Origin of the sequence: Cypionkella sp., assembly GCF_030652235.1 — a bacterium.
In the GTDB taxonomy this organism is placed as follows: domain Bacteria; phylum Pseudomonadota; class Alphaproteobacteria; order Rhodobacterales; family Rhodobacteraceae; genus Cypionkella.
In genome coordinates, this window is sequence record NZ_JAUSBA010000033.1 from 59,416 (window position 1) to 84,217 (window position 24,802).

22 protein-coding genes are annotated in these 24,802 nt (G+C 61.6%); 18 read left to right on the forward strand and 4 right to left on the reverse strand.

The window, feature by feature from the left end; all coding sequences use genetic code 11:
- Window positions 1-54 precede the first annotated feature (54 nt).
- From Q7V03_RS10400 to dxs, 8 genes are all read left to right on the forward strand, one after another.
- Window positions 55-555, forward strand: a complete 501-nt coding sequence (locus tag Q7V03_RS10400) for a MarR family winged helix-turn-helix transcriptional regulator (protein WP_304925527.1) — start codon at window positions 55-57, stop codon at window positions 553-555.
- Complete coding sequence (locus Q7V03_RS10405; protein ID WP_304925528.1) at window positions 552-1,253, forward strand: response regulator; 702 nt, start codon at window positions 552-554, stop codon at window positions 1,251-1,253. Before Q7V03_RS10400 ends, Q7V03_RS10405 begins: the two co-directional genes overlap by 4 nt.
- 68 nt (window positions 1,254-1,321) lie before the next feature.
- The gene (locus tag Q7V03_RS10410; RefSeq protein WP_304925529.1) at window positions 1,322-1,819 is read left to right on the forward strand and encodes a hypothetical protein; all 498 of its coding nucleotides are present in this window, start codon (window positions 1,322-1,324) and stop codon (window positions 1,817-1,819) included.
- A 61-nt stretch (window positions 1,820-1,880) separates the two neighbouring features.
- Window positions 1,881-2,291 carry a PaaI family thioesterase gene (locus Q7V03_RS10415; RefSeq protein WP_304925530.1) on the forward strand — a complete coding sequence of 137 codons (411 nt, stop codon included), beginning with the start codon at window positions 1,881-1,883 and terminating at the stop codon, window positions 2,289-2,291.
- Window positions 2,292-2,652: 361 nt separating this feature from the next.
- The gene (locus Q7V03_RS10420) at window positions 2,653-3,579 is read left to right on the forward strand and encodes a histone deacetylase family protein (protein WP_304925531.1); all 927 of its coding nucleotides are present in this window, start codon (window positions 2,653-2,655) and stop codon (window positions 3,577-3,579) included.
- Window positions 3,576-3,815: an exodeoxyribonuclease VII small subunit gene (locus tag Q7V03_RS10425; RefSeq protein ID WP_304925532.1), complete on the forward strand. Its 240-nt coding sequence runs from the start codon at window positions 3,576-3,578 to the stop codon at window positions 3,813-3,815. The genes Q7V03_RS10420 and Q7V03_RS10425 overlap by 4 nt, the downstream gene beginning before the upstream one ends.
- Complete coding sequence (locus tag Q7V03_RS10430; RefSeq protein ID WP_304925533.1) at window positions 3,812-4,681, forward strand: polyprenyl synthetase family protein; 870 nt, start codon at window positions 3,812-3,814, stop codon at window positions 4,679-4,681. The genes Q7V03_RS10425 and Q7V03_RS10430 overlap by 4 nt, the downstream gene beginning before the upstream one ends.
- Before the next feature lie 7 nt (window positions 4,682-4,688).
- Window positions 4,689-6,602: a 1-deoxy-D-xylulose-5-phosphate synthase gene (gene dxs / locus Q7V03_RS10435; RefSeq protein WP_304925534.1), complete on the forward strand. Its 1,914-nt coding sequence runs from the start codon at window positions 4,689-4,691 to the stop codon at window positions 6,600-6,602.
- A 356-nt stretch (window positions 6,603-6,958) separates the two neighbouring features.
- On the opposite strand, the gene katG is transcribed toward dxs, so the two are convergent.
- On the reverse strand, window positions 6,959-9,187 hold the full coding sequence (gene katG, locus Q7V03_RS10440; RefSeq protein WP_304925535.1) for a catalase/peroxidase HPI: 2,229 nt from the start codon (window positions 9,185-9,187) through the stop codon (window positions 6,959-6,961).
- Window positions 9,188-9,313: 126 nt separating this feature from the next.
- Here katG and Q7V03_RS10445 point away from each other — a divergent pair, with 126 nt between their 5' ends.
- The 4 genes from Q7V03_RS10445 (at window position 9,314) to Q7V03_RS10460 (ending at window position 16,951) form a co-directional block, all read left to right on the forward strand.
- Complete coding sequence (locus tag Q7V03_RS10445) at window positions 9,314-10,228, forward strand: hydrogen peroxide-inducible genes activator (RefSeq protein WP_304925536.1); 915 nt, start codon at window positions 9,314-9,316, stop codon at window positions 10,226-10,228.
- A gap of 133 nt (window positions 10,229-10,361) precedes the next feature.
- The gene (locus tag Q7V03_RS10450; RefSeq protein WP_304925537.1) at window positions 10,362-13,667 is read left to right on the forward strand and encodes a DUF2126 domain-containing protein; all 3,306 of its coding nucleotides are present in this window, start codon (window positions 10,362-10,364) and stop codon (window positions 13,665-13,667) included.
- Window positions 13,667-16,063, forward strand: coding sequence for a circularly permuted type 2 ATP-grasp protein (locus Q7V03_RS10455; RefSeq protein WP_304925538.1), 2,397 nt, complete (start codon window positions 13,667-13,669; stop codon window positions 16,061-16,063). Before Q7V03_RS10450 ends, Q7V03_RS10455 begins: the two co-directional genes overlap by 1 nt.
- 9 nt (window positions 16,064-16,072) lie before the next feature.
- On the forward strand, window positions 16,073-16,951 hold the full coding sequence (locus Q7V03_RS10460; protein WP_304925539.1) for a transglutaminase family protein: 879 nt from the start codon (window positions 16,073-16,075) through the stop codon (window positions 16,949-16,951).
- Between the two features lie 7 nt (window positions 16,952-16,958).
- Here Q7V03_RS10460 and Q7V03_RS10465 read toward each other — a convergent pair whose 3' ends face one another.
- Both Q7V03_RS10465 and Q7V03_RS10470 read right to left on the reverse strand, forming a co-directional pair.
- Complete coding sequence (locus tag Q7V03_RS10465; RefSeq protein ID WP_304925540.1) at window positions 16,959-17,141, reverse strand: hypothetical protein; 183 nt, start codon at window positions 17,139-17,141, stop codon at window positions 16,959-16,961.
- Between the two features lie 9 nt (window positions 17,142-17,150).
- On the reverse strand, window positions 17,151-17,396 hold the full coding sequence (locus tag Q7V03_RS10470; protein WP_304925541.1) for a hypothetical protein: 246 nt from the start codon (window positions 17,394-17,396) through the stop codon (window positions 17,151-17,153).
- A gap of 238 nt (window positions 17,397-17,634) precedes the next feature.
- On the opposite strand from Q7V03_RS10470, the gene Q7V03_RS10475 reads away from it, so the two are divergent.
- The 6 genes from Q7V03_RS10475 to Q7V03_RS10500 are packed head-to-tail and all read left to right on the forward strand — an operon-like array spanning window position 17,635 to window position 23,791.
- Complete coding sequence (locus tag Q7V03_RS10475) at window positions 17,635-18,687, forward strand: peptidase M29 (protein ID WP_304925542.1); 1,053 nt, start codon at window positions 17,635-17,637, stop codon at window positions 18,685-18,687.
- 17 nt (window positions 18,688-18,704) lie between these two features.
- Window positions 18,705-20,012, forward strand: a complete 1,308-nt coding sequence (locus Q7V03_RS10480) for an acyl-CoA dehydrogenase family protein (protein WP_304925543.1) — start codon at window positions 18,705-18,707, stop codon at window positions 20,010-20,012.
- Between the two features lies 1 nt (window position 20,013).
- Window positions 20,014-21,294, forward strand: coding sequence for an alpha/beta fold hydrolase (locus Q7V03_RS10485; RefSeq protein WP_304925544.1), 1,281 nt, complete (start codon window positions 20,014-20,016; stop codon window positions 21,292-21,294).
- Entirely contained in the window at window positions 21,291-21,950 is a 660-nt protein-coding gene (locus Q7V03_RS10490; protein ID WP_304925545.1) for a TetR/AcrR family transcriptional regulator, read from the forward strand. The genes Q7V03_RS10485 and Q7V03_RS10490 overlap by 4 nt, the downstream gene beginning before the upstream one ends.
- A complete protein-coding gene (locus Q7V03_RS10495) occupies window positions 21,947-23,290 on the forward strand; it encodes a glutamine synthetase family protein (RefSeq protein WP_304925546.1) in 1,344 nt (447 codons plus the stop codon). The genes Q7V03_RS10490 and Q7V03_RS10495 overlap by 4 nt, the downstream gene beginning before the upstream one ends.
- A gap of 3 nt (window positions 23,291-23,293) precedes the next feature.
- The gene (locus tag Q7V03_RS10500) at window positions 23,294-23,791 is read left to right on the forward strand and encodes a flavin reductase family protein (protein WP_304925547.1); all 498 of its coding nucleotides are present in this window, start codon (window positions 23,294-23,296) and stop codon (window positions 23,789-23,791) included.
- Here the strand turns inward: Q7V03_RS10500 and Q7V03_RS10505 are convergent.
- Window positions 23,788-24,753, reverse strand: a complete 966-nt coding sequence (locus Q7V03_RS10505; protein ID WP_304925548.1) for a TerC family protein — start codon at window positions 24,751-24,753, stop codon at window positions 23,788-23,790. The genes Q7V03_RS10500 and Q7V03_RS10505 overlap by 4 nt on opposite strands.
- Window positions 24,754-24,802 lie beyond the last annotated feature (49 nt).

Below are 24,802 nucleotides of genomic sequence, written 5' to 3' on the forward strand. Positions count from 1 at the left end.
TATGTCTTGGAATGTCAATAACCCTGACGTATCTTGCACCGCGAGGAGACTTCCATGGCCGAACAAAGCACCAGCGGCGAAAGCCTGTTGTTCCTGACCGATGAGAACCTGCGTAAGGGCATCGAGGCGATGTTCTTCGCCTATCGCGGCTTCACGGCCGACCCCGACCGCATCCTTGAGGATATGGACTATGGCCGCGCTCATCACCGCGCCGTGCATTTTATCAACCGCAGCCCCGGCACCACTGTCGGTAACCTGCTGACCATCCTCGGCGTCACCAAACAATCGCTGAACCGCGTGTTGCGCACCTTGTTCGAAGATGGGCTTGTCGAGGCCCGCGTCGGCAAACAGGACAAGCGCGAGCGTCACCTTTACCTGACCGACAAAGGCCACGCTCTGGAACGCGCCCTGTCCGACGCCCAACGCGCCCGGATGCGCGCCGCTTACCGTGCCGCTGGTCCCAGCGCCGTCCAGGGGTTTCGCACCGTACTAGAGGCAATGATGGACGCCGAGCAACGCCGCCAGTATCAAGGCCTAAAAGAGGGCAGCACATGATCGAATTACCCGCTCACCTGCTGGTCGTGGACGACGACGAACGCATCCGTGGCCTGTTGCAGAAATTTCTGATCCGCAACGGGTTTCTGGTGTCCACCGCCCGCGATGCAGCCCAAGCCCGCCGCCTGCTGGCCGGGCTGGAATTTGACATGCTGGTGCTGGATGTGATGATGCCGGGCGAAGACGGCATCAGCCTCACCCGCGCCCTGCGCGCCACGCTGACCGTGCCGATCCTGCTGCTGACCGCCAAGGGCGAGACCAACAACCGCATCGAAGGCTTTGAAGCCGGCGCCGACGATTACCTGATCAAACCGTTCGAGCCGAAAGAGCTGCTGCTGCGTATCAACGCCATTCTGCGCCGTGTGCCTGCCGCCAAAGCCTCCAGTCCCGCGCCAAAAGTCCTGCACATGGGCCCGGTGCGCTACGACATGGATCGCGGCGAGCTGTGGCGCGGCCAAGAGCTGATTCGCCTGACCTCCACCGAGGCCGCCTTGATGCGGATCTTCTCGGCGCAACCCGGCACAGCGATGTCACGCGATAAGCTCGTCGGCGATATGCCGCGCGAAGACAGCGCGGGCCAAGAACGCGCCGTTGATGTGCAAATCACCCGTCTGCGTCGCAAGATCGAAGACGATCCGAAATCCCCGCGCTACCTGCAAACCGTGCGCGGTGAGGGCTACATGTTGCAAACCGACTGACGTAGCCAGCCACAGTTCCGTAACAATTTCCTGCCAGTTTGGCCAAACAACAACCTTTGGGAGAGACTATGACCCTGCTGAAAATCGCCACCGCCTGCGGCCTTGCCTTGCTGTCCACCGCCGCCGCAGCGCAAGACCTCGTGCCGTATTCCGAGGCCGGTGGCTGGAGTGTGGAGGTTGACCCGACTTTGGGCAACGGTTGCCTGCTGTCTTCGGATTTTGAAGACGGCTCTCACGTCCGCATCGGTTTTGACCGCACCGCAGGCAATGGCTATGTAATCGCCGCCAACACCGCTTGGGGTGAGATCACCGATGGCACCGATTATCCGATCAGCTTCATGCTCGATGATCAGAAATACGACGGCAGCGCCAAAGGCCTGCATCTAGATGATCTGCCCGGCGTCATGGTCACCTTTGACAGCATGGATTTCCTGACCGACTTGGCCGCGAAAACCACCATGACGCTGCAAAGCGAAGGCGCTGATGTGATGTCGATTGACCTTTCGGGCACCGATGAAGCGATCAACGAAACCATCGCCTGCCAAGAAGAACAAGAAAAGGGCTGATCCCGAAATCAGCTTTGGCGCGGGGGGCATCGGCTTTCCGCGCCGCTAAACGGAGCGCACCATGACCCTCGACCACCCCCTGCTGGGCGTCCAGCCCCCCTTTGCCGATCATCTTGGTTTGCGCATCCTGTCCGCCCAATCTGATCGGATAGAGGCTGAAATGCTGGCCTCGCCGCAGCTGATCAACCGCAACGGCACGCTGCATGGTGGGGCGGTGATGGGCCTGGCCGATCATCTTGGCGGGCTTGGGGCGTTTCTGAACATAGGCCCCACCGAAAGCACCGCCACGGTGGAAAGCAAAACCAACTTCTTCCGCGCCATCCCAGCGGGCGATCTGCTGCACGGCGTCGCCGTTCTGTTACACGGTGGGCGGCAAACCATGGTCTGGCAGACCACACTGACCCGCAGCGATGGCAAGATGGCCGCGATGGTGACGCAAACGCAGATCGTGCTGCGCGATCCGAAGTTCTGACGCGATTTGCGCCGAAAAGCCTTCCCCAGCGCGCCCACTATTCTCGTTTCGCCCGCGCGCGCCCGCTTCGCGCGCCAACCGCAAAGCACCCTTTTCGTTTAAGGCACAGCCAACAGTGATGTCATCGGCCTGCGGGGGCAGGGATGGAGTGGCCCGCGTATCATCGAGAGATCCTTGGCGCCCGAAGCCCCTCAGCATAGCTAAACCCATAAAATTTAACTAAAATTTTCTTTCACATTGGCGCAAATACTCTCTGGGGGTCCGGGGGGCGAAGCGCCCCCGGCGGCTGGCCTCGAAAACTGCCCATTTCCGTTCTGCGGTGCCTGCACTATCTTGCCTATACCGCAGCCAAAGGCCCCGCATGACCACCCTTCTCATCAACTCCCCCCAATCTGAAAATCACCTCACACCCCCCGGTCACCCCGAGCAGGTCGCGCGTTACGCCGCCGTGCAGGCTGGCCTCAAGGGCCTCGATCTGCTCCACCGCGATGCCCCTTTGGCCGAGGATGCAGACATCCTGCGCGCGCATCCCGCCCGCTATCTCGCCAAGGTCCGCGCTGCATCGCCGGTCGCTGGATGGGCGCAACTTGATGGCGACACCTATCTCTCGCCCGGATCGGTTGCGGCTGCCCTGCACGCGGTTGGCGGAGCCTGCGCTGCCGTTGATGCCGTGCTGTCAGGCGAAGTTAGCAACGCCTTCCTTGCCGCCCGTCCCCCCGGCCACCATGCCGAATCTGAAACCGCGATGGGGTTTTGTATCTTCGGAACTGTCTCTATTGCCGCACTCAGAGCCCTAAATCACCACACCCTTTCCCGCATCGCCGTGGTCGATTTCGACGTGCATCATGGCAATGGCACGCAAGATCTGCTCTGGAACCAACCCCGCGCGCTGTTTTGTTCCAGCCACCAGATGCCACTGTATCCCGGCACGGGCAGCGCCTCGGAAATCGGCGCGCATGGCCAAATCCTCAACGTCCCGCTCAGCGAACACACAGGCTCCGGCCCGATGCGCGAGGCCTACGAGAGCCTGATCTTCCCGCGCATCGCCGCGTGGAAACCCGATCTGATCCTGATTTCCGCAGGCTTTGACGCGCATCAAGCCGACCCCCTCGCGGGCCTGGACTGGCAGACCGAAGACTACGCCTGGCTCACCCACCGCCTCTGCGATTTGGCTGACAGCCATTGCGCGGGCCGGGTGGTATCCTGCCTTGAGGGCGGCTATGATCTGCCCGCGTTGACCGCTTCGGTAAACGCACATGTGGGTGTTTTGCAGGAGCGCGGCCGATGACCGATAAACCCGTAGCGGATATGTCCTTCGAGGAAGCCATGGCCGCCCTCGAATCCGTCGTGACCCAGTTGGAACGCGGCGAAGTCGCGTTGGAACAAAGCATCGCTCTGTACGAACGCGGCGCACTGTTGAAAGCCCATTGCGCCGCCAAACTGAAATCCGCCGAGGAAAAAGTCGAACTGATCCGCGCCGCTGAAGGCCGCGCGGTTGGCACCACCCCGGTGGAGGGGATGTGAGCTTCCCGACCCTTCTTGCCGCCGACGCAGGCCTGATCCAAGCCCGCCTGAACGCCGCTTTCGCCCAACTCTCCGACCAACCCGTGATCCACGCCATGGCCTATGCCTGCACTGGCGGCAAACGCCTGCGCGGGTTCCTCACCTTGGAATCCGCTCGGATGCTGGGCGTTTCTCCCACCACTTCGATCTCCGCCGCAGCCGCAGTGGAGGCCCTGCACGCCTATTCCCTCATCCACGACGATCTGCCCGCGATGGACAACGACACCCTGCGCCGTGGCCAACCCACTGTTCATATCAAATGGGATGAAGCCACCGCCATCCTCGCCGGAGACGCTCTGCAAACCCTCGCGTTTGAGCTGCTCACCGACCCCGCTTTAGGCCCCGCCGACATCCGCCTCAAACTGATCGCGGGCCTCACAAAGGCCTCCGGCGCCGAAGGCATGGTTCTTGGCCAAGCCTTGGACATCGCCGCCGAATCTGTCCCTGATCCGCTGACGCTCGACCAAATCACTCAGCTGCAAGCCGGAAAAACCGGCGCTTTGATCCGCTTTGCCGCCGAATCCGGGGCCATTCTTGCCGAGCAAAACCCAAGACCCCTACGCGCCTATGCCACCGCCCTCGGCCTCGCCTTCCAGATCGCCGATGATATTCTCGACGTGACCGGAGACGCCGCAAAAGCTGGAAAACGCCTGCAAAAAGACGCAGCCGCAGGCAAAGCCACGTTCGTCTCCTTGCTGGGGCTTGATGCCGCACGCGCACGCGCCAAATCTTTGGTATCAGAGGCTTGTGATCACATCGCCCCCTACGGCGCATCCGCGCAAAACCTGATCGACTGCGCCTGCTTCATCATCGCGCGGGAAAGCTGAGGCACCTATGGCTGACACACCGAAAACCCCGCTGCTCGACCGCGTGCATCTGCCCGCCGATATGAAGTCCCTCTCGGACCGCGAGTTGAAACAACTTGCTGATGAGTTGCGCGCCGAAACCATCTCGGCGGTGTCCGTGACGGGTGGCCACCTAGGCGCGGGTCTGGGTGTGGTAGAGCTGACCGTCGCGCTGCACGCCATCTTCCACGCGCCCCGCGACAAGATCATCTGGGATGTCGGCCACCAATGTTACCCGCATAAAATCCTGACCGGACGCCGCGACCGCATCCGCACCCTGCGCACTGAAGGCGGCCTGTCGGGTTTCACCAAACGCAGCGAATCCCCTTACGATCCGTTCGGCGCGGCGCACAGCTCTACCTCGATCTCCGCCGCCCTCGGTTTTGCGATGGCTGCCGAACTTGGCGGCGATCCCGGCGATGCCATCGCGGTGATCGGTGATGGCGCGATGTCCGCAGGCATGGCGTTTGAGGCGATGAACAATGCAGGCCACCTGAAAAAACGCCTGTTTGTCATCCTGAACGACAACGAAATGTCGATCGCCCCCCCGGTCGGTGCGCTGTCGGCCTATCTCAGCCGGATCTATGCAGGCGAGCCGTTTCAAGATCTAAGATCCGCCGCCAAAGGCATGGTGTCGCTGCTGCCTGAACCGTTGCAGGAAGGTGCGCGCCGGGCCAAGGAAATGCTGAAAGGCATGGCGGTCGGCGGCACTTTGTTCGAAGAACTCGGGTTCTCCTACATTGGCCCCATCGACGGCCACGACCTTGACCAACTGCTGCCCGTGCTTAGAACCGCGGCAGCCCGCGCCACTGGCCCGATGCTGATCCATGTGCTGACCAAAAAGGGCAAAGGCTATGCCCCGGCAGAGGCCGCCCGCGACAAAGGCCACGCGACGGGTAAATTCGACGTCCTCACCGGCGTGCAGCAAAAAGCCGCCTCCAACGCCCCCAGCTATACCAAAGTTTTCGCTCAAAGCCTGATCCGCGAAGCCGAAACCGACGACAAAATCGTCGCCATCACCGCCGCAATGCCCGACGGCACCGGCCTTGATCTGTTCGCCGCCCGCTTCCCGAAGCGCACGTTTGATGTGGGCATCGCCGAACAACACGCCGTCACCTTCTCGGCTGGCCTCGCGGCTGGCGGGATGAAGCCGTTCTGCACGATCTACTCCACCTTCCTGCAGCGCGGCTACGATCAAGTCGTCCACGATGTCGCCATTCAACGCCTGCCCGTCCGTTTCGCCATCGACCGCGCGGGCCTCGTCGGCGCAGACGGTGCCACCCATGCAGGCAGCTTCGACGTCGCCTTCCTCTCTAACCTTCCCGGTTTCGTGGTGATGGCTGCAGCCGATGAAGCTGAACTCGTCCACATGGTCGCCACCGCCGCCGCGCATAATTCCGGCCCCATCGCTTTCCGCTACCCGCGCGGCGAAGGCACCGGGGTGGAAATGCCCGCCCGTGGCATCCCCTTGGAAATCGGCAAAGGCCGCCTGATCCAACAGGGCAGCCGCGTCGCCCTGCTATCCTTCGGCACCCGGCTGTCCGAAGTGCAAAAGGCCGCCGAGTCGCTTGCAGCCAAAGGCCTGACCCCCACCATAGCCGACGCCCGCTTCGCCAAACCTTTGGACCGCGACCTGATCCTAAATCTGGCAAGAACCCACGAAGCCCTGATCACCATCGAAGAAGGCGCCATCGGCGGCTTTGGCAGCCACGTCGCCCAACTTTTGGCCGATGAGGGCATCTTCGACCACGGCCTGAAATTCCGCTCGATGGTTCTGCCCGACACCTTCATCGACCACGCCAGCCCCGAAGCGATGTATCGCAGCGCGGGGATGGACGCGTCGCATATTGAGGCGAAGGTGTTGGAGGTTTTGGGCGTGGCGGTGGTGGGGAAGCGGGCGTAAACGCGCTCTGGCCTTGTTTGTCTTGCCCCGGCAGGCGCGATACTGCGCCAGCTCAGGCCGCCGCGCCCCGATTTCCCAAGCCGACGCCTGCTGCACGACACCCCTTGCTCAAACGGCACTTGCCTTGGAAGCAGCGCACCGGCAAACTCTGCCCCGCAGATTTTGCTTTTGGTTTGGGCCCCGCTGAAACCCTTTGGGCAGCAGAGACTCTGTGGAAAAACCTTAACGCCAAGTTAACGATACACCCATAACCCCTTGAAATCACATACCCTAAACCCCAGTCCACGCAGGGACACCCCAAAATAAAAACGCGCGCAGGCCGGAACCCACGCGCGCCTTCAATTCTCAAACCAACATCAAACCAGATCAAACCGATCCGCGTTCATCACCTTGACCCAAGCCGCCACAAAGTCGCGCACCAAGGCGGCCTGACCGTCACTCTGGCCGTAAACCTCGGCCAAAGCCCGCAGTTGCGAGTTTGATCCGAACACCAGATCATTCCGCGTCGCGGTCCATTTCAGCACCCCGGTGGCACGATCCCGGCCCTCAAACTCTGTCTCCGCTGCCGAAGTGGCTTTCCAGACGGTCCCCATATCCAGCAGGTTGACAAAGAAGTCGTTGCTCAACACGCCCGGATGCGCCGTGAACACCCCATGCTGGGAATGCCCGGTATTGGCGTCCAAAACCCGCAGCCCGCCAACCAGAACGGTCATCTCGGGTGCCGTCAGGGTCAGCAACTGTGCCCGATCCAGCAGCAACTCTTCTGCCGTGACCGAATACTGCACCTTCAGATAGTTGCGGAACCCGTCCGCCACCGGCTCCAGCACCGCAAAGCTTTCCACATCGGTCTGCTCTTGCGACGCATCCGTCCGCCCCGGTGCAAACGGCACCGCAACCGGATGCCCCGCCGCCGCCGCCGCTTTTTCCACCGCAGTCGAGCCGCCCAGCACGATCAGATCAGCCAGTGACACGGTCTTGCCCGAAGTCGCGTTGAACGAGGTTTGCACGCCTTCCAACACCGCCAGAACCTTCGCCAAAACCTCCGGCTGGTTCACCGCCCAATCCTTCTGCGGGGCAAGCCGAATGCGCGCGCCATTCGCACCGCCGCGTTTATCCGAGCCGCGGAAGGTCGAGGCCGAACCCCAAGCCACGCCAACCAGTTCCGATACTGTCAGGCCCGAGCGCAAAATCTGCGCCTTCAACGCCGCCACATCCGCCGCATCAATCGGCGTGCCGGTGGCATCTGGAACCGGGTCTTGCCAGATCAGTTCTTCTGCCGGAACCTCTGGCCCCAGATAAAGCACCTTCGGCCCCATGTCGCGGTGGGTCAGTTTGAACCAAGCCCGCGCAAACGCATCGGCAAACGCCGCTTGATCATTGTGGAAGCGGCGCGAGATCGGCCCGTAGATCGGGTCGAACCGCATCGCAAGATCAGCCGTCGTCATCATCGGGCGATGGGTGATCGAGGCATCATGCGCGTCGGGGATCATATCCTGCGGCTCGACATCGCGGGCGAGGAAAATCTGCGCGCCTGCGGGGCTTTTGGTCAGTTCCCATTCATATTTGAACAGCATGTTGAAATAGCCGTTGTCCCAAGTGGTCGGGTTTGGCTTCCACGCGCCCTCAATGCCGGAACTGGTGGTGTGGATGCCGATGCCTGACTTAAACCCATTCTGCCAGCCCAAACCCTGCTGCGCCATCGGGGCGGATTCTGGGTCAACGCCAACCAAAGCCGCATCCCCCGCGCCGTGGGATTTGCCGAAGGTATGGCCGCCCGCGACCAAGGCCACGGTTTCTTCATCATCCATCGCCATCCGGGCGAATGTCTCACGAATATCGCGGCCAGACGCCACCGGATCAGCCACGCCATCCGGGCCTTCGGGGTTGACGTAGATCAGGCCCATTTGCACCGCTGCAAGCGGGTTTTCCAGATCGCGGTCACCCGAATAGCGGCTGTTTTTGTTCGCCGGATCGTTTGAGGCCGCAAGCCAAGTGTCCTCGGAGCCCCAGTAGATATCCTCTGGCGGCTCCCATACATCCACACGTCCGCCGCCGAACCCAAAGGTCTTAAAGCCCATCGATTCCAGCGCGACGTTGCCGGTCAGCACGATCAGATCGGCCCAGGAAATCGCATTGCCGTATTTCTGCTTGATCGGCCACAGCAAGCGACGGGCTTTGTCCAAGCTGACGTTATCCGGCCAAGAATTCAGCGGCGCAAAGCGCTGGGTGCCCGACCCAGCACCACCACGACCATCGCCTGTGCGGTAGGTGCCAGCGCTATGCCACGCCATGCGGATGAAGAACGGGCCGTAATGACCCCAATCGGCAGGCCACCACGGCTGGCTGTCGCGCATCAGCGCGGTCAGGTCTTGCTTGACGGCACCCAAATCCAGAGCCTTGAACGCCTCGGCATAGTCAAAACCTTTTGGCATCGGGTTCGACGCAGGTGCATTCTGATGCAAAATCCGTATGTTAAGCTGATTCGGCCACCAATCACGGTTTGAGCGGGCCTTGTGGGTGGTGTGCTGGCCGCCGCCGTGCATCACCGGGCATTTGCCGCCGCTTGTGGGTTCGTTTCCGTCCATCGCTCTCTCCGATTCTGCTGAAAGCCGTTCCTGCGAACCGCCTTTTGCTATCTGCTGGTGCTACTATAACAACTCCGTAGCATTAGTTTAAGTTGAATATACTGATTGTTCCGATAAGCTGTCCTTATGATAAATTTTACCCTGAAACAATTCCGCTATTTTGAAGCTTTGGCCCGCCACGGCCATTTCGGGCGTGCAGCAGAAACCTGCTCCATCTCGCAGCCCGCGCTATCGATGCAAATCAAAGAGTTGGAAGCCGCCCTTGGCACCGATCTGTTTGAACGCGGCGCGCGGCACGTGCGGCTGACCAGCTTTGGCGAGGCCTTTGCGCTGCGGGTGCGCGACATTCTGCGCTCGGTCGACGAGTTGGCCGACATCGCCCGCGCCGCACAGACGCAACTGGTGGGACGCCTGCGGATCGGGGTGATTCCCACCATCGCCCCTTATCTGCTGCCCACCATCATCGGCAATCTGATGCGGCTGAACGCGGATCTAGACCTGCAACTGCGCGAAACCGTCACGCCGAAACTGCTGGCCGAACTGGCAGAGGGCCGTCTGGATACCGCCATCGTGGCGCTTCCGGTCTCGGAATCGTCGCTGACCGAGGTGCCGCTGTTTTCCGAAGATTTCGTGCTGATCCGACCCGCCGAAGATGAGGGCAAACCTGTGCCCAGCCGCGAACGCCTGCGCGAAATGCGCCTGCTTTTGCTGGAGGAAGGCCATTGCTTTCGCGATCAAGCTTTATCGTTTTGCAACATGTCCGCCGCCCCGCCGCGCGAACTTCTGGACGGAAGCTCGCTGTCGACCCTCGTGCAGATGGTCAGCGCGGGCATCGGCGTGACGCTGATCCCCGAGATGGCGATAGCGGTCGAAACCCGCTCAGCCTCCGTGTCGGTGGCGCGCTTTGGCGAACCGAAGCCGCAGCGCATGGTCGGCATGGTCTGGCGCAAAACCTCGCCCTTGGCCAAACAACTGCTGCAAGTGGCCGAGCTGGTGCGGTTCTCCGCCGAGTCTTTGCGCGCGCAGCATGGTGCAATCTGATCAACTGCTTATTTTTTAGGCGGCTTTCGCGGAAACCTTCATCACTTGCGCCGAAACCGCCCGTCGTTGCACAAAGTATTAGAGGATCACCGCTGGCTGTGAAAAAACTTCTTTATTCCTGAAAGAAAATATCATGTCCATCCTCGCCAGCGTCTACCATCTGACCCATTACAAATATGATCGCCCGGTCACGCTGGGCCCGCAGATCATCCGCCTGCGCCCCGCGCCGCACAGCCGCACGCGGGTGGTCTCGCACGCGCTGAAAGTGACGCCCGCGAACCATTTTGTGAACTATCAGCAGGATTTGTATGGCAACTGGCTGGCGCGCTATGTGTTTCCCGATCCGGTGACGGAACTCAAAATCGAGGTCGATCTGACGGCCGATATGACCGTCTACAACCCGTTCGATTTCTTTGTCGAAGCCAGCGCCGAAACTTGGCCGTTCGAGTATCCGCCCGAGATCGCCGAAGATCTGGTGATCTACCGCAGCTGCGAGGCTCCGGGGCCTCTGTTGCAGGCGTTTCTTAACCGCGTGCCCCGTGATCCCCTACGCACCATCGACTTTATCGTGCGCTTGAACGCCCAGCTTGCGCAGGAAATCGGCTATGTGATCCGGATGGAACCGGGGGTTCAGACGCCGGAAGAAACCTTGGGTCTGGCGTTGGGGTCTTGCCGTGACACCTCGTGGCTGCTGGTGCAATCTTTGCGGCATCTGGGCTTTGCCGCACGGTTCGTCTCGGGTTATCTGATCCAGTTGAAGCCCGATCTGACGGCCGTCGATGGCCCGCAAGGCACCGACAAAGATTTTACCGACCTGCATGCGTGGTGCGAGGTCTACCTGCCCGGCGCGGGCTGGATTGGCCTTGACCCCACGAGCGGCCTGCTGACGGGCGAAAGCCATATTCCGCTGTCGGCCACCCCGCATTACTCCAACGCAGCCCCAATTTCTGGCATGGCCAGCTACGCCGAGGTCGCATTCGACTTCGATATGACCGTCACCCGCACCGCCGAACATCCGCGCATCACCATGCCGTTCTCGGATGCCGCATGGGATGACCTGAACGCTTTGGGCCATAAGGTTGATGCCGCCTTGGCCGCAGGCGACGTGCGCCTGACCATGGGCGGCGAGCCGACCTTCGTGTCGATTGACGACTTTGAGGCGGGCGAGTGGAACACCGATGCCGTCGGCCCGACCAAACGCGTATTCGCCGATGCGCTGATCCGCCGCCTGCAAGCCAAATTCGCTCCGGGCGGTTTCCTGCATTACGGTCAAGGCAAATGGTATCCCGGCGAAACCCTGCCGCGCTGGACGTTCAGCCTGTATTGGCGTCGCGATGGCAAGCCGATCTGGGCTAACCCCGACCTGATCGCGCCGGAAATCAGCCACGCCAAAGCAACCGCAGAACAGGCAAGCACGCTGCTGCAAAACATCGCTGAAACCCTTGGCCTGCCTGCCGAAAACGTCACCCCCGCCTTTGAAGATCCCGCCGAATGGATCGTCAAAGAAGGCAACCTACCGGAAAATGTCACCCCGGAAAACTCGCAGCTGAAAGATCCCGAAGAACGCAACCGCATCGCGCGGGTGTTCTCGCGCGGGCTGACCGAACCCTCAGGTTTCGTCCTGCCCGTTCAACGCTGGCAATCCCGCGCGGCGCAAACATGGGTTTCGGAAAAATGGGCTTTGCGGCGCGGTCATCTGTTCCTTGTGCCGGGCGACAGCCCCGTTGGCTATCGCCTGCCGCTGGGCTCGTTGCCCTATGTCAAGCCCGCCGATTATCCCCATATTCATCCCTCTGATCCGTTTGATACCCGCGGCCCGCTGCCCGACTTCGCTCCCGAACCCGTGCAAGCCGTTGCCAGCTTTACCGCGTCCGAAGCCACCCAAGATCGCCGCGAGCAGGTGATTTCTGACCTTGCAGGGTCCGTCCGCACCGCGATTTCGGTCGAACCCCGTGACGGTCGCCTTTGCGTGTTCATGCCTCCGGTGGAAAAGGTTGAAGACTATCTCGAACTCGTCGCCGCCGCCGAAACTGCCGCCAAAAACCTCGGGCTTCCGGTGCATATCGAAGGCTATGGCCCGCCGAATGATCCGCGCCTGAACGTCATTCGCGTCGCCCCCGATCCGGGTGTGATCGAGGTGAACATTCACCCGTCACACAACTGGGCCGAAACCGTCCTCACCACCGAAATCGTCTATGAGGAAGCGCGTCAACTGCGCCTTGGGGCCGACAAGTTCATGATCGACGGCAAACATACCGGAACCGGCGGTGGCAATCATGTCGTGGTCGGTGGCGTCACCCCCGCCGACAGCCCGTTCCTGCGTCGCCCTGATTTGCTCGCCAGCCTGATCCTGCACTGGCAGCGCCATCCGTCGCTGTCCTATATGTTCTCGGGCCTGTTCATCGGCCCAACCAGCCAAGCCCCGCGCATTGACGAAGCGCGAATGGATGCCCTCTACGAACTCGAAATCGCCCTAGCCCAAATCCCCACGCCGGGGCAGGGGGCGGCACCTCCGCCGTGGCTGGTCGACCGACTGCTGCGCAACCTTCTGGTAGACGTGACAGGCAACACCCACCGCGCCGAGATTTGCATCGACAAACTTTACTCCCCCGATGGCCCGACAGGCCGCCTTGGTCTGGTGGAATTCCGGGGTTTCGAGATGCCACCAAACCCCCGCATGTCGCTTGCGCAACAACTGCTGATCCGCGCCCTGATCGCCCGGATGTGGGCCGCCCCGATCAAAGGCAATCTCACCCGCTGGGGCACCAATCTAGCCGACCGCTTCATGCTGCCGCATTTCGTCTGGGCTGATTTCCTTGATGTGCTGGCCGACCTGCGCCAGCATGGCTTTGATTTCAACCCCGACTGGTTCAAGGCCCAAGCCGAATTCCGCTTCCCGTTCTGCGGCGAGGCGACGTTTGAAGGCGTCACGCTGGAGATTCGTCAGGCGTTGGAGCCGTGGCATGTCATGGGCGAAACCGGGGCCATCGGCGGCACCGTGCGCTATACGGATAGCTCGGTCGAACGCCTGCAAGCCAAGCTGACAGGCGGCGATCCGGGGCGCTATACCGTCACCTGCAATCAGCGCCAAATGCCGATGCAAACCGTAGGCGCGGGCGTCGCGGTTGCCGCCGTCCGCTTCAAAGCATGGCAGCCGCCCTTGGCCCTACACCCGGTCCTGCCCGTCAACGCGCCGCTGACCTTCGATGTCTACGACACCTGGACAGGCCGCGCTTTGGGCGGCTGCACCTATCATGTCGCCCACCCCGGCGGGCGCAATTATGATACGTTCCCGGTGAACAGTAACGAAGCCGAAGCGCGCAGGCTTGCCCGGTTTGAACCGCACGGTCATACTGGCGGCCCGTATGAACCCGTCTCCGAAACCCCGCATCCCGAGTTCCCGATGACCCTCGACCTGCGCCGCACACCAAGGCACTGATGGCACGCAAGGCCAAAGCAAAGCCGGTCGACACCCAGCTTTTTGCCCGGTATCGCCCGCTTCCCGGCGTGCCGGATGAATTGGTGGATGCACAAGGCGCGATGCGTCCGGTTTGGGCTGGGCTGATCGCGCATATGTCAAGCCTGTCGGCGGCAGGGGTGCAGGATGCCTTTGCGCGCGGCGAACAGCACTTGGCCGATACCGGCGTGTTCTTCCGCAAATACGGCGATCAATCCGGCGCGGGCCGCGATTGGCCGTTCTCGGCGGTGCCGATCCTGCTGCCCGAAGCCGATTGGCGCGGCATTGAAGCTGGCCTGATCCAGCGCGCTGATCTGATGGAACTGCTCGCCGCCGACCTTTACGGCGAAAACAGACTGGTCGCTGAAGGTCATTTGCCCGCCAGCCTGATCGCCGAAAACCCGGAATGGCTGCGGCCAATGGTTGGGGTAAAACCGCGCTCGGGTTATTTCTTGCACTTCATGGCGTTTGAGATTGGCCGTGGCCCCGATGGCCGCTGGTGGGTGCTGTCTGACCGCACCGATGCGCCCTCTGGTGCGGGCTTTGCGCTGGAGAACCGTGTCGCCGCCTCTCGCGTATTTCCTGACCTGTATCGCACCACCAATGTCCACCGCCTTGCAGGCTTCTTCCGCGCCTTCCGCGATGCCTTGGAAAACCTGCGCAGCGATCCGACTTCGCGCGTTGGCATCCTCACCCCCGGCCCGCTGACCGACACCTACTATGAACAGGCCTACATCGCCCGCTATCTCGGGATGGCTTTACTGGAGGGCGAAGACCTGACCGTTGAAAACGGCCAGCTTTATGTGCGCACCGTCGAAGGCCTCGCCCCGGTCGATGTGCTGTGGCGGCGGATGGATGGCATCTGGGCCGATCCGCTGGAACTGCGCGGCGACAGCCAGCTTGGCACCCCAGGCCTGATGTCGGCGGTGCGGCAAGGTCATGTCACCATGGTCAATGCTTTGGGCGTCGGCGTGCTGGAAACCCAAGCGCTGATGGCTTTCTTGCCGAAAATCTGCAAGGTTTTGACCGGGCAGCCGCTGCAAATATCCAACGTCGCCACATGGTGGTGCGGTCAGGCCAAAGAGCTCGCCCATGTCCGCGCCCATGCCGACCGGATGCTGATCGGCCCGGCGATGGCCACCCGCATCGCGTTTGAATCCACCGCCCCCCATGCGATCGGCGGTCAAATGCGCGGCACCGAGGATGACGCCGATTTGCACGACTGGCTGACCGATAATGCAGGCGGCTTGGTTGGCAAAGAACTGGTGACGCTCTCCACCACCCCCTTTTACGAAAACGGCGCTTTGGTGCCGCGCCCAATGTCACTGCGCGTTTTCCTCGCCCGCACCGAGCAAGGCTGGCAAGTCATGCCCGGTGGTTTCGCCCGCATTGGCGCAGGCACCGACATCACCGCGATTTCGATGCGCAACGGCGGCTCGGTCGCCGATGTCTGGGTGGTCAGCGACACGCCCGTCGAGCCCGTCACTCTGCGCGCGCCACAATCCACCCCCTTCATCCGTGCCCAGCCCGGCCCGCTGCCCAGCCGCGCCGCCGATAATCTGTTCTGGCTGGGCCGCTATGTCGAGCGCACCGAGGGCCTGCTCCGCCTTGTTCGTGCCTACAACGGTCGGGTGAATGAGGCGGGCAACACGGCCCTGCTTGCCACCATCCGCGCCCGGCTAAAATCCTACGGCGTCGATGCGACCGAAGCCTTCCCGGCAGGCGTGCTGAACACGCTCAGTTCGGCGGTCTACAGCGCCAGCCAAATCCGCGACCGCTTTAGCGTCGACGGCTGGTCTGCCTTGCAGGACATCGAGAAATCCATGACCCGCATCGCCAAAACCACCGAAACCGGCGGGGATGCGGCGCAGGTGATGGGCGTGATGCTGCGCAAAATCGCAGGCTTCTCGGGCCTCGTACATGAAAACATGTATCGCGCGACGGGCTGGCATTTTCTGTCCATCGGCAGATCGCTGGAACGCGCCGCGATGATGGCCGATCTGTTGGCTGCGGTGACTGGCCCGGTATCGCTGCCCGGCGGCCTTGATATGGCGATCGAGGTCGGCGACAGCATCATGGTCCACCGCCAGCGCTACGCCGTGTTCACCAGTCGCGAAAGTGTCGTTGATCTGCTGGGCCTTGACGAGTCCAACCCGCGCTCTGTGCGCTTCCAACTGGATGTGATCGCCAAATGCATGGATGAGTTGTCGCACACCGGGCCGCATGGGCAGATGACCTCGTTTGAACGCAACGTGCGGATGCTGCAAACTGCGGTGATCGTACATAGCGTGCAAACGCTGGACACGCAGGCGCTGCTGACGGCACGCGGGCAGATTTATGATCTGTCCACTGCGCTCAGCGCAGCCTTCATGCATTAGGGGGCTGCGATGATCTACGACATCAAGCTGCAGATCGCCTATCAATACGCCAATCCGGCAGTGGGCGGGCGGCATGTGGTCTGCGTGATGCCCTTGGACATGCCCGGTCAGCGCGTGCAGGCCAGCCTTCTCGACATCGCCCCGCGCCCAGAGGAACGGCTGGACCGCTTGGATTTCTTCGGCAACCGCATCACCGAGTTCAGCTTTCGCGGCCCGCACGATTCGGTGGCCTTCACCATGAAAGCCCGGATCGAGCGGTTGATCACCCACAGCCCACCGACCGATGCCATCGCTTTTTCCGCCATGCCCGCCGCCTTGGCTGCGCAGCGCGATCTTGGCCCAAACTCACCGCTGCATTTCCTGTCGCCCTCGGTCCGCGTCCCGCGTGACCGCGCGATGACCGCCTTTGCCCATGGCGCGCTGCACCCCGGTATGAACGCCGCCGAAGCGATCATTGCCGTCGGCAGCGCCCTCTATCGCCACATGCGCTTTGACGCCAAAGCCACCACCGTCGACACCCCCGCGACCGAGGCTTTTGCCAAGCGTCACGGCGTCTGTCAGGATTTCAGCCACATCATGATCGCCTGCTTGCGCGGCATTGGTATTCCAGCAGGCTATGTCAGCGGCTTTCTGCGTACCCTGCCACCGCCCGGAAAACCCCGGCTTGAAGGTGCCGATGCCATGCACGCTTGGGTGCGCGCGTGGTGCGGCCCCAAGGCTGGCTGGATCGAATTCGATCCCACCAACGACAAACGCGCGGGCGAGGATCACATCGTCGTCGCCTATGGCCGCGATTACAGCGACGTCTCGCCGATCAAAGGCACGATGCGAATCTCGGGCGGGCAGAAAAGCAAGCAGGCCGTTGATGTGATCCCGCTGGCAGGGTAAATCGCAGCTATGCGGTTTGCACCTGCGGTGCCGCGGCCATCTGCGATTCAATAAAGCCTGCGGTGCGCCGATAATGTTCGGCCAGCAGATCGCAGGCCAAATCGGCATCCCGCGCCAGCGTCGCTTGCCAAAGCGCGCCATGTTCGGCCTGAATATCACGGTGATGTTCAACATTGCACTGTTGCAGCATCCGATAGCGCTAGCGCTCGGCCTCGACATACAGCCGCTGGAAAAACTCTAGCAGCCAGTTAAAGCCACAACCCGCGATTAGCGCCAGATCAAAGCTGTAATGGCGATCTTCCAGCAGCTTTTGCTCATCGGCGTTTGCCGCAACCGCGCGCGCCGATTGCAGCATCAACCCAGGCAGGGCGCTGACGATCCCATCGGTCGCATGCTGGCCGCGCATATCGACGACCGCTTCATCCTGAACCCCGAGCGCGCCCATAACCATACCCCTGCCATGAACCTCGTCGCCCGCAGTTATGGCGCCACCTACGTCCGCAGCAGCGACACCTTCGATCTGGACCGCCCGAAATGGGCGAATGGGTCGCGCAAAAACCAGAAATAATCGGCGCTTTGCAGGATTTTCGAAATCCTGTTGACATAAAGATGAGTCTGATAATTACTAAACTGATCAGTAAAATATTTTCGACTTGGAACCACGGGTCAAGGGAGAAGCCGCGATGATGCAAGAACGGATCGAGGGCAAATGGCTGGCCGCCTTCCGCCGTGTATTGGCGCTGAACGGCATTGGAAAAGGCACCCCCATCGCCATCCTTTGCGAAACCCAGTCTCGCCCGGTGCTGATCCACCTCTGCGAACTCGCCGCCTACGATTTGGGCGCGGAATTTTGCATCATCACCATGCCCACCCCACCGCTCAACGCCCCGGTGCCCGTCAAATCCACCGGCACAAGCTGGGCGATCCAACAAAACCGTGCCGTAATCGAAGCCCTGAAGCGCGTCGAAGTCATCGTCGATTGCACGGTTGAAGGCATCATCCACGCCCCGGAATGGCCCGAGATCGAGTCCGCAGGCCGCACCCGCCTGCTGGTGATCACCAACGAACACCCCGAAATCCTTGAACGCACCGAACCCCGCGCCGAACATGGTCCCAAGGTCGCACTTGGCACCCAGATGCTACGCGAAGCGTCAGAGATGCGCGTGACTTCCGCCGCGGGCACTGATCTGACCATTGATCTGCGCGACGCGCCCTGTGGTGGCACGGCGGGCTTTGGCACCAAACCCGGCGATGTCGCGCATTGGCCCGGCGGCCTCTGCCTCGCCTTCCCCGGCAAGAACGCGGTGAACGGGCGCATCGTGATGGATGTCGGCGATATGAACTTGACGTTCAAAACCTACCTCACCAGCCGCATCGACTGCATCGTCGAGCATGATTTCGTCACCGAAATCAAAGGCGACGGCATCGATGCTTTGCATTTCCGCGAATACATGGCCGCTTGGGATGATCCGAACGCCTACGGCCTCAGCCACGTCGGTTGGGGCATGAACCCGCACGCTCATTGGATTTCTGCTGCCATGTACGACAAGCGCGACATGCAAGCCGTCGAATTCCGCGCCCTTGCTGGCAGCTTCCTGTGGTCCACCGGCGCCAACCAATACGCAGGCCGCTACACCCTTGGCCATTTCGATCTGCCAATGCGCAACTGCACCATCGCCCTTGACGGACGCATCGTCGTCAAAGCGGGCGTCCTTCAAGGCGAACTGGCGCTATAGCGCCGCAGGAGAACACCATGAGCACGATTGCCGATTACTACGACCTGTCCCGTATCCGCCCCGAAGTCCAAGCGGTGCTGAACCGGCTGAACGACCTTGGCCCCAGCTTCGCCGCCCGCGCCAAAGGCATCGACGTCGAAGCCACATTCCCAGTGGAAAACTACAAAGACCTCGCCGCCGAAGGCTTTCTGACGCTCACCGTTCCCACCGAATTCGGCGGCCACGGCTTCAGCCTTGGCGAATACGCGATGTGCGGGGCCGAGATCGGCAAATACTGCGGCGCGACCGCGCTGACCTTCAACATGCACAACTCGTCGATGATGTGGTCGCGCTTCATGTATGAGCTGCCGAACCTGACCGACGCCGACCGCGCCGCCTTCGCCCCCCTGCGCGAACGCCAATTCCGTCGCGCCGTCGCCGAACAAGGCATCTACTCGCAGCCGATCTCTGAAGCCGGGCAGAACTGGACCTCCAAACCCGCCCAAACCAACTGCCGCCGCGTTGCAGGCGGCTGGCTGATCAACGGCTTCAAGAAATTCGCCAGCCTCGCGGGCTACTGCGACTACTACTCGATCGTCTGCACCGAACATTTCGACGGGGTTGAGCCGCGCCACGAAGACACCATGATCTTCGTTGTCCCGAAACAGGCCAAAGGCCTGACCGTGCAAGGTACATGGGACCCTCTGGGCATGCGCGGCACCAACTCGCGCGATCTGGTGCTGAAAGATGTGTTCGTCAGCGAAGACGATCTGATGATGCCGCGCGGCCTTTTCATCAAAACCCTGCCGCATTGGCCGCATATGATGGCCACCCTGTCGCCCACCTATATGGGCCTCGCGCAAGGGGCCTATGACTTCACCGTTGCCTATCTGCGTGGCGAAGTTGAAGGCCAACCCGCCGCTGATCGCCGCATGTTCGGCACCAAACGCATCGCCGTGGGCCGGATGTATGCCCGTCTGGCGTCGATGCGCGCCCTGTGGTGGCAGGCATTTATGGAAGCGCAGGGGATGCCATCGAAAGCCCAAGTTTTGCGGATGTATGCCGCCCAATACAACGTGATGGAGGGCGTGCAGGAAATCGCGGCGCTTGCGATCCGCACCTGTGGCGGCCAGTCGATGCTAAAGTCGATGCCGTTGGAGCGGATGTACCGCGACAGCCGCTGCGGGGCGCTGATGCTGCCCTATACTTCTGAAATCATGGAAGATTATCTGTCTGTCCTCACCCTCTACGATACGAATGAGCTGGATAATGCCCCCGGCGACGAAGGCGGCGCGCGCTCCTCGCTTTGGCGCGGTGACAGCGGCACCCTGAAAGGCCTGCGCTGACATGGCCCGCGAAACCGTCCACGTCATGGGCCGCACCAGCGCCGAACCCGATGCCGTCTGGGCCATAGCGCGCGACTTCTGCGGCGCTTGGCACCCCGGCTTGGCCACCATCACGGCAGAGCGCAGCCCCACAGGTGCCGAAATTCGCCGTTTCACCGCCCATGGTGAAGACACCGTCTACCGCGAGCAACTGATCTACCGATCCGACAGCGACCGCTGCCTTGCCTACACCCACCTTGAAGGCATCTGCGGCGCTGACCGCTACACCGCCCGCTTGACGATTTCCCCGGCCGCCTCAGGCTCTGTGATCAACTGGAGCGCGGAAATCGTGGCGCCTCCGACGCGCGCCACCGAAATCGCCAACGGCACCAAACCGATCTTCGAGGCTGGCATCGACGCGCTGTCCACCGCAACCACATCCCCCGGCACCCCAGAACCAACTCTGCCCAACGCGCCCCTGCAACCCCGCATCCTGCCCGGCACCCCGCAGCTTGCCCTCACCCACACGCCCGCCAAACCCGGCCCGCTCATCCTATTCCTGCACGGTATCGGCGGCGCGCGCAGCAACTGGGCCGCCCAACTGCAAGCCGCAGGCAACTTTGCCCAAGCCGCCGCCCTCGATCTGCGCGGCTATGGCGGCAGCACCCTCGGCTTCCGCCAATCCACCATCGACGACTATTGCGAAGACATCCTGCGCGTCATGGCCGCCTTCAACGCCGATAAAATCATCCTCTGCGGCCTGTCCTACGGCTCTTGGATCGCCACAAGCTTCGCCATGCGCCACCCCGACAAACTGGCAGGCCTCGTGCTGTCCGGCGGCTGCACCGGCATGTCCGAGGCGGGCCCCGAAGAACGCGAAGCCTTCCGCGTCAGCCGCGAAGTCCCGCTTGACGCAGGCCAGACCCCCGCCGATTTCGCCCCCGCTGTGGTCAACATCATCGCAGGCCCCAACGCCAACGACCAAATCCGCGCCGACCTCCTCGCCTCGATGTCCGCCATTCCCGCCGCGACCTACCGCGACGCCCTGCGCTGCTTCACCAACCCGCTGGAGCGTTTCGATTTCGCCAAACTCACCATGCCCGTGCTGTTGATGACAGGCGAACACGACCGCCTTGCCCCCCCTGCCGAGATCCGCGCCGTCGCAGGCCGCATCACCGACGCCGCCCTGCGCCCGGACGTGCGGTTCGAAGTGATCGCCGACGCAGGCCATGTCTGCAACGTCGCGCAACCCACCGCCTACAACCGACCCCTGCTGCAATTCATCCGCAAGGTGATCGCATGACAGCCATCCCGCAACGCGAACTCAACCGCCTCGCCAAACAGCGCCGCATCCTTGACGCCGCTTTAGCGGTGTTTGCGGCCGAAGGCTATTCTGGCACCTCGATGGATGCCATTGCCGCCAAAGCTGCCGTCTCAAAACCCACGCTTTATCAATACTTTGGCACCAAAGAACAACTGTTCACCGAGATCATGCTCGCCGAGCGCAACACCATGCTCTTGGCCTTCGACCGCCCAGGCACCGATATGGTCGCGGAACTGCACAGCTTTGCATGGCACTACGCCGACACCGTGATGCGCCCCGAATTCCTCTCCCTCGCCCGCCTGATCATTGGCGAGGCGCAGCGCTTCCCCGAGATCGGACGCGCCTACCAAGCCGCTGGCCCCGACCGCGTTCTTGCCGGGATGATCACCTACCTGACCCGCCAGCGCGAGGCCGGAAAACTAACCTTCGACGATGCCGAACTCGCCGCCGAAGACCTTTGGGGCCTGATCCTGTCCGCCCCCAGAAACCAAGCCCTGCACCTTCCCGACCGCATCCCGACGCGAGAACAACTCGCCCGCTACATCAACAACGGGCTGCGGGTGTTCCTGAAAGCCTATGCCACCGATCCGGCCCGCGATCTGGCCCAACTTCAAACCATCACGGGGACACCATGAGCCTGCAAGCCTTCCTTGACAATGAGTCCAGTCGCTTCGCCACCGTCGCTTTGGTTGATACCAACGGTCTTTTGCGCGGCCAAATGGTCTCTACCCGCAGCCTGAAAGGCATCCTGAAATCCGGCATGGGCATGGCCCCTGCACAACTGGCGCTCGACCCCACCGACCAGATGTTAGAGATGCCCGGCGTCACCGATGGCACAGGCGATTTCCACGACGACCCGCTGATTGTCGATCCCACCTCGGCCCGCCGCATCCCTTGGGCCCGCGCCGGCCATGACCTGCTGTTGCTGACCCAATACTCCGGCGACACCGCCGCCCTCTGCCCGCGCTCGATCCTGAAATCGGTGCTAGACCGCGCCACCGCCGCTGGTTTCACCCCGAAATACGGCATGGAACTGGAATACACCCTGTTCGACGAGTCCCCTGAATCCGCACGCGACAAAGGCTATCGCAACCTGAAAACCGCCACGATGCATGCCAGCCACGATCTGATCTTGTATCAAACCGTGCAACAGGAATGGTACGAGGCGGTGTCCGACATGTGCGGCCCGCTGCGCATCGACCTTGCCAAAATGCACGAAGAAATCGGTGGCGGCTTCATGGAGGCCTGCATTGGCGCGGGTGAAGGGTTAGAGCCTGCCGACCAACTGATGCTGCTGAAAAACTTCATCCGCGCGCTGGCCATGCGGCAAGGCCGCTGCGTCACCTTCATGCCGCGCTGGACAGAAGACGCCGACAGCCAGTCGATCCATGTCCATATCTCGCTGAAAGACAGTAGCGGCAGCCCACTATTCTACCAAGACGGCGAAAAGAACGGCATCTCCCAAACCTTCCGCCATTTCATTGGCGGCTTGCAGCGCTACATCGGCGACATGACCCTGATCTGCCAACCCACCGTCAACTCCTATCGCCGCTTCGCCCCCGGCACCTTCGCGCCCCCCGGTCTGACCTGGGGCTATGAAAACCGCACCACCTGCTTCCGCGTGGTGGGCCATGATGCAAACTCCCTCCGCGTCGAAAACCGTCTGCCCGGTGCCGACACCAACCCCTACCTCACCGCCGCTGCCACCATTGCCGCAGGCGTCGCGGGTATCCTCGAGAAAATCGAACCCGAACCCGAAGTCATCGGCAACGGCCATAACCTGACCGGTGATCACCCCGATTTCGCCCGCTCGATGCCCGAAGCCATCACCCGCCTGCGCAACTCGGCTTTCGCGCAAGACTGGCTTGGCCCGCGCTTTGTCGAGGCGTTCTCGGCCACCCGCCAAAGCCAATATGACCAATTCCGCCGCAAAGTCCCCGATGTCGAACTGCAACGCTTCTTTGATCTGGGGTAAACCATGACCGACCTGCGCCACCACTTCATCGAAGGCATGAGCCGCGCGTCCACCTTCGTGGCGGTGATCACCACGGATGGCGCGGCGGGGCGCTTCGGCGTCACCGTCTCGTCGATGACCTCGCTTTCTGCCGATGGCGCTGGCCCGTCGCTGCTAGTTTGCATTCACCACCTCTCGCCCGCCGCCACCGCGATCCTGCACAACCGCACCTTCTGCGCCAACCTGCTGAGCGCTGCGCAACACGGCACGTCCGATCTGTTCTCGGGCCGCCAGAAGCCACAAGGCGATCGCTTCGATGCGGTGAAATGGCACGCAGGGCAGGCGGGTCAACCGATCTTGACCGAGGCTTCTGCCAGCTTTGAATGTAGCCTGAAAACGGCTCTACTCTGGGAAACCCACTATATTATGGTGGGCGAAGTCAGCGCCGTAGCGCTGACCGATAATCATGATGCGCTGCTTTATGGACAGCGCGGCTATAAGCGCGCTGTCCATATTCCTTAAGAGTGCTCTGCACCCTTGGCTTGCCCGCGCGTCTTATACAGGCTGAAGCCCACGCCAGCGGCCAGGATCGCAAAGGTCACGCCCAGCGACCAGCTTGGCGGAAACTTCTCCAGATCCATCCAGTCGGCCACAAACACTTTCGAGCCGATGAACACCAACAACAACGACAGCGCATATTTCAGATAAGCAAAGCGGTGCAGGATCGCAGACAGTGCGAAATACAAAGCGCGCAGACCCAAGATCGCGAAGATGTTCGACGTATAAACGATGAACGGGTTGGTGGTGATCGCGAACACCGCAGGCACCGAATCCACCGCGAACACCAGATCGGCAATCTCAATCAACACCAGCGCCAGAAACAGCGGCGTCGCATAGCGCAGACCGTCGCGTTTCACAAAGAACGCATTGCCCACCAGATCTTCCGTCACCCGCATCCGCCGCTTCAGAAACCGCAACACCGGGCCGTCGACCGAGTGTTTGGTCTCGTCGATGAACAACATCCGCACGCCAGTAAAGATCAAGAAGGCCGCGAACACATAAAGCAGCCACGCATATTCGGCGACCAAAGTAGCGCCCAGCCCGATCATGATGCCGCGCAGCACGATCACGCCTAGAATACCCCAGAACAGCACCCGATGCTGATACATGCGGGGGATGGCAAAACTGCTGAAAATCAACGCGATGACAAACACGTTGTCCATCGCCAGCGTCTTTTCGACCACAAACGCCGTCAGATATTGCGCGGTCGCTTCCGAGCCCATCTGCCAATAGACAAAGCCCGAAAATGCCAGGCCCAAGGTGATATACACCGCAGACAAGCGCAGGCTTTTCGCCACGCCAATCTCTTGATCGCCGTTGTTCACCAGCCCCAGATCGGCGGCCAGCAGCACCAAGACGATGGTGATGAAGGTCAGCCACATCCACAGCGGTGTGCCCAAAAATAGTGAAGTGAAAATATCCATACTGTCCTCTGTTTTTGCATATCGCGCCAAAGGTCAGCCAAGGTCGACG